The 11,075-nt window shown below is 41.8% G+C and carries 11 protein-coding genes; all 11 read left to right on the plus strand.

The features are described 5' to 3' along the window. The first annotated feature begins 28 nt into the window (after positions 1–28). Positions 29–1,156, plus strand: a complete 1,128-nt coding sequence (locus ACSBOP_RS08945) for an AAA family ATPase (protein WP_442604064.1) — start codon at positions 29–31, stop codon at positions 1,154–1,156. Further along, a complete protein-coding gene (locus ACSBOP_RS08950) occupies positions 1,156–2,412 on the plus strand; it encodes a CpaF family protein (RefSeq protein ID WP_442604065.1) in 1,257 nt (418 codons plus the stop codon). The genes ACSBOP_RS08945 and ACSBOP_RS08950 overlap by 1 nt, the downstream gene beginning before the upstream one ends. Next, the gene (locus ACSBOP_RS08955; RefSeq protein ID WP_442604066.1) at positions 2,409–3,335 is read left to right on the plus strand and encodes a type II secretion system F family protein; all 927 of its coding nucleotides are present in this window, start codon (positions 2,409–2,411) and stop codon (positions 3,333–3,335) included. The genes ACSBOP_RS08950 and ACSBOP_RS08955 overlap by 4 nt, the downstream gene beginning before the upstream one ends. 3 nt (positions 3,336–3,338) lie before the next feature. After that, on the plus strand, positions 3,339–4,208 hold the full coding sequence (locus ACSBOP_RS08960; RefSeq protein ID WP_442604067.1) for a type II secretion system F family protein: 870 nt from the start codon (positions 3,339–3,341) through the stop codon (positions 4,206–4,208). A 25-nt stretch (positions 4,209–4,233) separates the two neighbouring features. Next, complete coding sequence (locus ACSBOP_RS08965; protein ID WP_442604068.1) at positions 4,234–4,452, plus strand: Flp1 family type IVb pilin; 219 nt, start codon at positions 4,234–4,236, stop codon at positions 4,450–4,452. 4 nt (positions 4,453–4,456) lie between these two features. Beyond that, the gene (locus tag ACSBOP_RS08970) at positions 4,457–5,434 is read left to right on the plus strand and encodes a hypothetical protein (RefSeq protein ID WP_442604069.1); all 978 of its coding nucleotides are present in this window, start codon (positions 4,457–4,459) and stop codon (positions 5,432–5,434) included. Positions 5,435–5,450: 16 nt separating this feature from the next. Beyond that, positions 5,451–7,646, plus strand: a complete 2,196-nt coding sequence (locus tag ACSBOP_RS08975; RefSeq protein WP_442604070.1) for a hypothetical protein — start codon at positions 5,451–5,453, stop codon at positions 7,644–7,646. Next, positions 7,639–8,310 (plus strand): TadE/TadG family type IV pilus assembly protein, encoded by a 672-nt coding sequence (locus ACSBOP_RS08980; protein WP_442604071.1) that lies wholly within the window; start codon positions 7,639–7,641, stop codon positions 8,308–8,310. The genes ACSBOP_RS08975 and ACSBOP_RS08980 overlap by 8 nt, the downstream gene beginning before the upstream one ends. A gap of 97 nt (positions 8,311–8,407) precedes the next feature. Beyond that, complete coding sequence (locus ACSBOP_RS08985; RefSeq protein ID WP_442604072.1) at positions 8,408–8,917, plus strand: A24 family peptidase; 510 nt, start codon at positions 8,408–8,410, stop codon at positions 8,915–8,917. Between the two features lie 24 nt (positions 8,918–8,941). Next, on the plus strand, positions 8,942–10,669 hold the full coding sequence (locus ACSBOP_RS08990) for a DUF6382 domain-containing protein (RefSeq protein WP_442604073.1): 1,728 nt from the start codon (positions 8,942–8,944) through the stop codon (positions 10,667–10,669). Between the two features lie 64 nt (positions 10,670–10,733). Next, entirely contained in the window at positions 10,734–11,024 is a 291-nt protein-coding gene (locus ACSBOP_RS08995) for a Dabb family protein (protein WP_442604074.1), read from the plus strand. Positions 11,025–11,075 lie beyond the last annotated feature (51 nt).

Here is an 11,075-nt window from a genome sequence, read left to right on the forward strand (position 1 = left end):
TGAATCATCTAAAGGAAAGGGGAGCGAGATGAAGCCATACACGTTCGTGGTTGTGATAGAAGATCAAATGTATACCGATGGTCTCATTGCATTTTTACATGGATCGGGATTCGGAAATAAAGTAGAACTGGTCGTATTTACACAGGCATCATCAGCATTTGAATATTTGGATCGAAGCAGTTATAAACCGCTTGTAATTGTTTCAGAAACGCTTGAAGAGGAAGCATCAAAGCGTGTTGATCGGGCTGGTATGGTGGTGCTTTATGAGAAGAATGATTTTAAACAAGAGATCGAGCTTGCTGGTACATACGGTCTCTATAAATACCAACCTCTAACTCGATTATTTAATCAATTGGTTGCGTATGAAGTGGAACGTCAGCAAAAGTTTACACAGTTTGAAGTTGAAGTGGAAAGTCGCACGAAGACGATTTCTGTATTTTCTGCGGCTGGTGGATGTGGAAAGACGACAGTGGCTCTCCATACAGCCATTGGACTTACTTCGATGCAGTATCATGTGTTGTATTTGTCGCTAGAGTCGATTGGTTCTGCGATACAGTTTTTGCAAGGTGAGGCTGGAGAAGATCTAAGAGGAAATACCCTCTCTCAACTGCTCTACCACTGGAAAACAGATGCGACGAGGCTGCTAACGAAGCTTGAGACTCTAAAGGGACATGATGCGGCAAGCGGACTTGATTACATCGTGAATACCAATCAAATGCGAGAGATGGAAGTGATGACGCGCAGAGATATTGCTGATTTCATAGCGGCAATTAAGATGACCAATCTCTACGATTGGATCATACTCGACCTAGAAACATCGGTACATCCACGCATACTTGGCGCGCTTGAAAGCAGTGATGAAGTGCTATGGCTGCTTGGTGACGACACGATCTGTTTGAGTAAAACAAAAGCAATGAAAAAACTGCTGCCGGTCATTAAAGAGATGCATTTTATCGTAAACAAATATACGGGTACTATGCACAATGACCTTGATCCATTTGATTGTGCTGCTTCATTCTACCTTCCGTACATACCAGAGTGGAAGACGGTATCAAACCCTGTGTCCATGCTTGCTCACCCTCATTTTCAAGATAGTATCCGAGTTTTGTTACGGCGTATGATCGCGGATGCATCTTTAAGTGGGGGAATGAAGTAATGCGTCTTGAGCAGTTACGTCATTTGAAAAATAGAGTATCACAGCAAATGGATTTATCTATTTCCATTTCAGATGAAGAATTGATGGACCTCATAGAGAAAGTGGTTCTTTCTGAAGAGCATCCTCATGCATTAACAGCAGCAGATATCCAAACCTATGTCAGGCGAATATTTAGCAGTTATCGGGGGCTGGATGTGCTGCAGCCCTATGTGAATGATCCAGCTATTACGGAAATCATGGTGAATGGTCATCGGGACTTGTTCATTGAAAAAGATGGCCGTGTGATCAAGCTTGAAGAAGGCTTTGAGAGTCGGGAGCGCTTGGAGGATATCATTCAAGGGATTGTCGCAAAAGTGAACCGGACAGTGAATGAATCTTCACCTATAGTCGATGCTAGATTGCCAGATGGTTCTCGTGTCAATGTGGTGCTTCCGCCTATTGCATTGCAAGGGCCAACAATGACGATTCGAAAGTTTCCTGAAAGCCCGATGACGATGGATAACTTAATCGTAAGAGGAGCGCTGTCCCAAGAAGCTGCTGAACTCCTTCATCTGTTTGTAATTGGGAAATATAACATCTTTATTGCAGGTGGGACGGGCTCAGGCAAGACAACTTTCTTAAATGCCTTGTCTCAGTGGATTCCATCAGGTGAGCGGATTATTACGATCGAGGATTCAGCTGAACTGCAAATTCGAACGGTTCCGAATCTCGTATCACTTGAAACGCGCAATGCCAATACGGAAGGCAAAGGTGAAATATCGATGCGGGATTTGATCAAATCGTCGCTGCGAATGAGACCGAATCGGATCATTGTCGGGGAGGTTCGGGGTGCAGAGGCGTTAGATATGCTGAGCGCGATGAACACCGGACATGATGGTAGCCTTTCGACCGGTCATGCTAACTCCTCGCAGGATATGTTAAGTCGATTAGAGACGATGGTGCTCAGTGCAGCTCCTCTACCGATTGAAGTTATTCGTAAACAAATTTGTTCCGCGATTGATGTCATTGTACATCTAAGTCGAATGCGGGATTCTTCTCGCAGAGTACTAGAAATTAGTGAGGTTGTTGGCATGAAAGATGGCGAGGTGCAGCTTCATCCTATTTTCAAATTCCAAGAAGAAGAGCATTCAGATAAAGCGAGGGTACAAGGAAAACTTCAGTACTGTAATAACGGACTTAACCATTTGCAAAAATTACAGATGGCTGGATTGCAGCCACCCAAATGGCTGTTTTCATCTAAGGAGGAATCTAGTTGATTTGGTTGATCGTCATCGCTGTCTTTGGTGGAAGCTTTCTTGCTTTTACTATATGGGACCGTTTGAAAGTAAGAAAAAATTTGGAGCGGGTGGAATCAGAAAAGGTTTCAAAAGTTAAAAGGGGTGTTGAAGCTTCTGAACAGCGTGGAATAAGTTCAATTAGATCAGGACAATCCCGATCCATCTTTTATGATGACTACTCATTAAGTAAGAAAGAGCGGGTCACAGTCATTGTGATTGCGGGGTTGATTGCTGGTGCAATTGGTTTTGTTTTTTATAAGCATGTGATTATAGCCATTTTGTTTGCTTGCAGCGGATTACTCTTTCCAAAGATTTGGCGGAAAACACAAATCACAAGAAGAAAGGACAAGCTGCTTCTGCAATTCAAGCAAGCCTTGTATTGTTTATCGTCGTCTCTCAATTCAGGAAAATCAATCGAGAATGCTTTTGTGGATGCATTAAGTGATTTACGGATGTTGTATATGGATGGTTCGACTTTGATCATTATGGAATTCGAAAATATCGTCAATCGGATGGAAAATGGGGAGCCAATGGAGCGTGCCATTGCAGATTTTGCGGATCGAGCCAATTTAGAAGATATTACGAATTTCTCGGATGTTCTCATCACTTGTAAGCGAACGGGTGGGAATTTGCTAGAAGTGATGCGTCGTACAGCAGCAATACTCAGTGATAAATTGGAAATTCAAATTGATATTGCCGTTATGCTTTCTCAAAAGAAATTCGAATCCCGTGTACTCATGGGCGCACCGATTGCTATCGTCGCTGTTCTTAGTCTGACTTCGCCTGAGTATATGGAGCCGCTATTTCAAGGTGTTAAGGGTCCTATTATTATGACAATTTGTTTGCTTGTTCTGGCGATGTGCTTCTGGTTATCGCAAAAATTAATGAGAATTGCGGTGTAGCGAATGTGGATGTTCATCCTTTTTGGAATTGAATTGCTATTACTGCTGGTCGTAATAAGCTTAGGACGAGGCAAATATACCGATTTGTTCTTGAGCATCCCTTATAAGTTCAAACTCCCAGCAGCTGCTTCAGGTGCGATGTATGTGCTTGAACACTTGAAGTTTATGAAGTATCTGGATTTTTTCACGGTGAAAGCGCATGAAAAGGTTGTTGTGATTCATGGGAATAAACAAGCGCGCGAGATCACACAGTTTTTTACTGCAGATACGATGATAACCTCTTACCTTTGTTTACTCGTTGGAACTCTATTAGGAGCAGTTAGTGAGGGTGATGCTAGCATACTTGGTTTTGGTTTCATGTTCATGCTGATTATACCTTTCCTTTCTCTAAAAGGTTTAGCAACGGAAGTTGAGCGCCGGAAGCGGAGTATCGTATTGGATTTGCCAGAAGTGCTCAATAAATTAATCTTGCTTATAAATGCTGGGGAAACTGCGCAGGGTGCGTTCGCCCGAGTGATGAAGGGTATGCCAGTAGATGATAAACGACCGTTGCTTGCGCAGCTTCAGCTTACAGCATTGGAGTTACAGATGGGTATTTCTTTTACCAAATCACTTGAAAATTTAAGCCGGCGTTCTGCAGTCAGTGAAGTGTCTTTATTTACGACGACACTCATGCTGAATCATAAAAGAGGAGGTGATGAGCTTGTAACAGCACTGCGAGGTTTGGCAAAGGAATTATGGGATCGCCGTAAAGCCGTATGTCGGACCTTAGGGGAGGAAGCTTCGTCTAAGTTGCTCTTTCCGATGGTTATTATTTTCGTCATTGTCATGATCATTGTCGGAGCACCGGCAATTATGGTGATGAATAACTAAGTACACAATTCGAGGAGGAAATGACATGAAGAAGTTAGTGAAGGGGTTAAAACGTTTTTGGAATAATGAGGATGGATTAGGTACACTTGAAATTTTGCTAATTGTAGCAGTGTTAGTTGCGATTGCGATTATTTTTAGAAAATGGATTGCAGCCTGGTTTAATGATCTGATCGGAAAGGCAGATAAAAATCTTAATGATAGTGGCACTCCTACTTGCCAACCTGTAAAGGGTGTTACTTGTTAATAGTATGAAAAATAATCGGGTGAAACTCAGCCGACTTCTTATTTGTGACAAAGGAAGCTTTACACTGGAATCCACACTTCTATTCCCATTTATATTAATTTCAACCGTTATTCTAATTTTTGTCGTGTTCTATGTGTATCAGAATGTATTTCTACATAGTACGGCAGGTATGTCAGCTGAACGAGCAGCATTTGCATGGGGGAATTCGAACAAGATTGTGAAGACGGGTGAATTAAAATCTAACGCCACAGATGGGCTTTATTGGCGGATTGGAGATTTCTTCTCAGGTGGGTTTGGTATTTTCGGAAGTTCGGCGGGTGAGGTTGTGATTCCAACTTCAAGTGCTTCATCGGGTGGACTAGTCTCGAAGAAGCTAACTCGAACAGCAATCGATATTCCGGGTGGGATGAAGGGAAGTGTCAAGTATGTGAATCACGGTTTGATGAGTCGTGTGGAAGTTCAATTAAATAAGCCGTTTCGCTTCCCGTTTGGTGGAGATAAACAAGCGGGAGCTTCGGCTTCTTCTTATGTGACAGATCCAACGGAGTTTATTCGGATTGTCGATCTGACACGGACCTATGTCGGGGAGATTAAAGGGCTTATTACACCTAAAAAGGCGAATACGGTGTTTAAAGAGCGTGGGAATCAGGAGGAAGGTAAGGAGCTTAAGATTGCGAATCACACAGAAGCTTTAAACTTTATAGTTAATATGGTCAATGGAAAATCTAAGGAAAAAAGGCAGACATCTGATGGAAGATGGAGAGAGCTGGATGCTCTTGATAAACAAAATATAGCCCATCAAGTGTATTTTTCAACACCTGAAAAGGCTATTCGAGAAAACCAATTTCCTAAAGATGTTGATCTGTTGAAATCCGGTAAAGTGAATGGAGTTGTATACTACTTTTTTAAAAACGGAAATGTTCCTTCACCTCAATTTAGAGCTGAACTAGAGCGTGCAGGCATTGCTGTTGTTATTTATTAAGGTTGGGGGGAATCCATTGAAGAAACGATTTTTTCGAGCACAAGATGGGGCGGTGACGATGTATTTGGTATTGATTATCGTCCCTATCTTTCTACTTATAGGTGTATTGATCGATTTCAGTCGAACGAAAGCCGCAGAAATGGAAACTGAACAAGCGGTCAAGGCGGGTGTGCGTTCGATATTATCAGCATACAACCCAGATTTACATAAATGGGGCTTATACGGTGTAGGAATTAGTGATGCCGATGCAAGTAAAATGTTTTCTAACGTCGTTTCACAAAATGTATCAGGAGCAAATTATACGGATGCCTTTCGTTATTTGTATTTGTCGAATGAGTCGGAGAAAAGTCAAGTTGAGCTCACACGCACATTGGGTCAACATGCGGTGTTCAAGCAGCAAGTATTAGAAGAAATGAAGTATCGCGCACCAATCTCTTTTACCCTTGAAATCGTAGATAAAATTATTAATACAGGCGCTGCAAGCCATATGACCAAAGGCTCAGAGTTCTCAAAACATGCAGAAGAGATTCAGAAGTTGATTGATAAACGTGAAGATTTATTAGATGAGGCTTGGGATGAATCTGAAAAAATGCATAAATATACGACCAGAATTCACAGCACATATGATGAAGGTATTCGTAAATTGCAAGAATTGGCAGGTAAAATTGGATCAAATACTAAAGAAATGCTGCAAAGCCAGTTAGATACGTTGACTAAAAATAAGACTGATGATAAGGAAGAGGATGCGAGTAACAAATCCGCTAGAGAGGCAATTGAAGAAATTCTCAGATGGATTGCGGAATACGAATTGTTACGTGCTGCATTGAATTTATGCACCAACAATGACTTGCCCAAACTAATGGATCATCAGGTCAAAATTGACCAACTGGTAAAGAAAGCGAAAGATGAGAATAGCAAACTGCGTACAGAGATTCAAAAATTAAGAACAAAAGCTGGAGGTTCTTCAACAAATAATACGACAGATGCATCAAGTAGTCATGGTTCATTGGCAGTTGAAGATGTCTTCGACCATGTAAAGATCCGAGATGATGAATATTTCACTAAGTTCCAAATAGGACCTGCACAAGTACCTACCTCCTTCAAAAGTTTTCAAGTCACATTAAGTGGAATCCAATTGCAATATGGAACCGATTACGATACAGCAATTAAGGCAAATGATGCTTATTACAATCTTATGAATACCTTTTACAACACACAATCTGTCATTGAAAAAAAACGGATGGACGAGAATTTAGAAGTTGAGAATCAGAAGAATAATAATCGAAAGAAAATTAAAGATGTGCTGCGTCAAATCGATCAAGTTGCGAATGTCTGCGATGATAAGGCAACTGATCCTGTATATGAGAAATTGGAAGGAAAAGGAAAAGGCGATACTGGTTTATTCGGAAAATATTTAGATCTGAATACTGGAAAAGGTGGGGCTACGCCAGTTTCGTATGAAATGAAAGATCCTGATAATACGACCAAGAAATCAATGAACCTCATGGGACTTATTGCTGAAGCAGCTGAAGGTGCCCGTAATGAACTGCTTATGAATGAATTTGCACTAACAAAATTTAATTATCGTACATTTGGTGACGAGATGAATAACGCGAAGCAGGTGAAGAAGAATCTAAGTCTTAATGATCCTGCTAATCATAAACTGCCAAAGCAAGAAGCGGAATACTTACTGTACGGATTTTCCTCTTGTAAAACGAATTTACGTGTAGCGTATGCGGAGATGTTCTCGCTGCGATTCGGCATTCGAACGATGGAAGCACTTATGGATCCTAAGAACAAGCCGCTTGCTCTAGGGTCACCTTTACTCGTTATTCTAGCTGCAGCAGCGGAAGGTGCGTATGAAGCTTATAAAGATATGAACGCACTACTTAAAGGAGAAGCGGTTGAAATATCAGCAAAGCTTGCTGGCAAACTCTTTACGTTTAATTACAGCGACTATCTTCGATTGTTTTATCTACTGCATACCAATGATACCAATTTGATGGCTCGAATGCAGGCGCTGATCGAAATGAATACAGGAGCAGACTTATCGAATACTGCAACATATGTGAGAGGAACAACCAGTATAAAGTCATCGCTCTGGTTTGTTCCCGGTATGATGAAATTGATCGGACTGGGCAGCGGTTCTGTATGTACGATCGAAGGTCGAACGTGTGAAATAACGAAGTCGGCGGATATGGGTTATGAATAAGATCAGGGGACTGCTACACAAGCAAACAGGCGGAATTACGTTAGAAGCTGCCGTTGTAATGCCGGTATTTATCACATTCATTCTTGCACTCATTACGATGGTGAGAATGGCCTCTGTTGATATGGCCTTGCAATCGGCAGCTGCTGAATCGACCAAAATTGTAGCGACACATATGTACCCCGTTGAATTGTTGGTGAACGAAGCGAAGGAACGTTTCGGTAATACGAAGCTCAGTGCATCAATCGATAAGATCATCGAGCGTGCGAGTAATGTCAAAGGGAAGCTGGAGAAAGCAGAGGAGTTTGTTGATGATTATGCAGCGTATATCCCAGAGCCGATCGTTAAATTAATGGAATGGGAAAAGAAAACCAAAGATGCCGCAATCGATAATGCAGGTGAAGCCTACGACAATGTCATCGAAAATGTGTTAAAGCCAGAGCTATACAAAATAATGACGCCTGTTGTATGGCAATTTGCCGATTCGAAAGTGTTAAAGGAAAATCGTATGGAAGTGAAGGGCGTGGATTGGCCAAGCTTGTCGGATCGAAACAAAGCGTTTCTAGGTATAGAGCTAGAGTATCGTTTCCCACTCCAACTACCATTTTTCAAAAGAGATATCATATTAAGAAAGAAAGCTTATGAACGAATTTGGTTAGGCGCTTAATATAAATAGCCTCTTAATCAAGCTGGGGATCGTATATCCGTGCAAAATCTTTGGATCGCGTTGATCCTAATCTTGGACGAAGAAGGAGGTTACAGGTGTGCTTCAAATTATATTAGCAGTATTTATACTTATTGCCTTCGTGACGGATGTCCGTCGTCGTGTGATCCCGAATGTGTTGACGATAAGTGCTGTGCTGATTGGCTTGATCCTTCAAGGATTTGTGGGTGGCTGGGATGGTCTGATTCAAGGGTTGATTGGGATGGGTGTAGGGTTTGGGATTATGCTTCCCTTGTATTTATTCGGCGCTCTTGGAGCGGGTGATGTGAAACTTTTTGCAGGAATTGGAGCACTTACGGGACTATCTTTTGTGATGAGTTCGATGATGTATTCCTTATTATTCGCTGGACTTATTGGGGTCATCATTCTGATCTGGCGTAAACAATTGTTGCAAAAAGGAGCTAATCTACTGCACGTAATTGGCATCACGCTTATCCATCGTGATCTTCAAGCTGTTCAAACGGTTCGAAATGGCAAAAATATTACTTTTCCTTTCATGTATGCGGTTCTGCCAGGATCGATCATTGCGATGATGGAAGGGTTTTGGTAAATAAATGGGAGGGGGAGTATAGGCTTGACTGATGAATTATATGGTCTAAGGGTAAGGTTTATCGAAACAGGGACTCATTTTATGGTCATTGAACGAAGTGATGGCATGCGTCGAGAAGAGCTCGATTCGTTGCAATTGAATATGCTATTAGCGAATACACCAACCAATCTGATTCCGCTTCGTCTTCAAGAAGTGAATGAAGAGGCGATACTGCTCTACAACATATCTTCGTTAAAAATGCTCAGTTATTCCTTGAGGGGAGGAGCTTTCACCGAACAAGATGCGTTTGAGTTGCTGTCAGGTATTGTACAAGCCCTAGAACAAGCGGCAAACTACATGCTTCATGTCGAACGCTTCGTCCTGCACGAACAGTTTATTTTTATCGGAAATGGCTGGAGAGATGCTTCGCTTATCTATCTCCCGATGCATGTGCCACAAGCACCGGCATTACGTGTACAGATGAAGCAGTTACTTGCTGTTATGTTACAACATCTTGCCGGGGAACGTACAAACCGTTTATCGGAGCTTGCAAGGCAGTGTGATCAAGAAAATTGGAGTTTATCCTTATTTAAACAGCAGCTGCAGCAGTTTGCTTCGGGAATGAATGAAACACACTCGCAACCACGAACGGGTAGCCAAATCATTTCCAAAATGCAACAAGAAATACAGCCTCACTCCCAACTACAACAGCAATCTCAATCGCAAAATGGTGGGAACAACACCTTTCCACAATATCAGCAGACGCCAAGCCCCAAAAGCGAAGTCTCTTCAAGTGCGGGAAAGCTTAAGTCCCCAGTTCAATCCAAGACATCCACGACTCCAGATCAGCCAAAGAAAGAGAAACCGGCTTGGGGATTAGGAACGCAGGTAAATAAATCGCAAAAAAAACAAACGGAAGATGAGGCTACTTCCAATAAAAATCTTCTTGTCATTGGTCTAGTTGCAAGTCTCCTCGGGTGTGCTTTTGCATGGAGTCAATACATCACATTGATGACAGAAAGTTGGATGTATATCGCACTGGGGCTTACGCTTGTATTGGCAGCTTTTCTGTTGGTTTATTTGCCAAGGGGCTTAAAAGATTGGAGTATCTCGCGGAATAAGAAGATGAACAAGCCGAAGTTTGTGCTAGAGGATGAAGGGTCGGAATACGATGTTGCGATACCTGAAATTGCCGCTGCAGTTGTGAAACCAGTTTCTAATATCAGGGATTCAGCTCACACTTCTCTAGCTGATCCTCCTGTATCTGGTGCTCAAACTACAGCACAGTCAACTTTTCAACCTACAGTTCCTTCATCTACACAGTATGAAAAGAAGCAACTTGATTACTATTCAGACTTGCCTCAACATACAACCTTATTATCCCGTGAAGATTCGCAAGCAACCGTTTATTTAGGGAAAAATGCTTTGGGCAAAGCAGAAGTATCGCTACCCATCGACCAAGCTGTACCTAAACCTTTTCTAGAAACAGTTCGTCAAGGAACTACAATTCAGATTCCGATTCATGGAGATCCTTTTATAATAGGTCGGGGAAATGAAGCCCATGTGAAAACGGAATCCTCTATAGGTGTATCTCGCATGCATGCTGAAATTACGCAAAAAGACGGCAATTACATCATTCGTGATCTTGGCTCGAAAAATGGAACTTCACTTAATCAGACACAGCTTGTTGCTTATGAGAGTTATCCACTTGCCGAAGGTGATTGCATCGAAGTATTAACCAATACCTATCTATTCAAAAAAACTATTCTTTGAAATTTCAGCTATGGTATAATAAGGGACAAACTTATGAAGCTTAGCTGACAAGGAGTGTTTACGAATGTTTACGCACGTTGTATGTTTTAAACTTAAAGATCGTTCACCTGAAGCAATTGAAGTAACGCGTCAAGTTTTGGCGAACATGGAGGGGAAAATTCCGCAGCTTCGTTCAATTGAGGTTGGTGCGGATGTGCTTCGTTCCGATCGTTCTTATGATCTTGTGCTGATCACGAAATTTGACTCATTGGCGGACATGGAAACTTACCAAGTGCATCCTGCTCATCTTGAAGTTACAGCACATATGAAACAAGTATTGGATGGGACATCCATTGCAGTTGATTACGAGGGATAATTGTAGATATTTCCCATTTTCTACTTTCTATTAAGATGATATTTGTTTGAA

Source organism: Paenibacillus sp. KN14-4R (genome assembly GCF_052180255.1).
Lineage (GTDB): Bacteria > Bacillota > Bacilli > Paenibacillales > NBRC-103111 > Paenibacillus_AM.

Excerpts from the sequence above, each read along its gene's own strand:
- ACSBOP_RS08950 (WP_442604065.1), top strand. The coding sequence starts at position 1,156 with ATGCGTCTTGAGCAGTTACGTCATTTGAAAAATAGAGTATCACAGCAA.
- ACSBOP_RS08945 (WP_442604064.1), top strand. The coding sequence starts at position 29 with ATGAAGCCATACACGTTCGTGGTTGTGATAGAAGATCAAATGTATACC.
- ACSBOP_RS08980 (WP_442604071.1), top strand. The coding sequence starts at position 7,639 with ATGAATAAGATCAGGGGACTGCTACACAAGCAAACAGGCGGAATTACG.
- ACSBOP_RS08965 (WP_442604068.1), top strand. The coding sequence starts at position 4,234 with ATGAAGAAGTTAGTGAAGGGGTTAAAACGTTTTTGGAATAATGAGGAT.
- ACSBOP_RS08960 (WP_442604067.1), top strand. The coding sequence starts at position 3,339 with ATGTGGATGTTCATCCTTTTTGGAATTGAATTGCTATTACTGCTGGTC.
- ACSBOP_RS08995 (WP_442604074.1), top strand. The coding sequence starts at position 10,734 with ATGTTTACGCACGTTGTATGTTTTAAACTTAAAGATCGTTCACCTGAA.
- ACSBOP_RS08970 (WP_442604069.1), top strand. The coding sequence starts at position 4,457 with ATGAAAAATAATCGGGTGAAACTCAGCCGACTTCTTATTTGTGACAAA.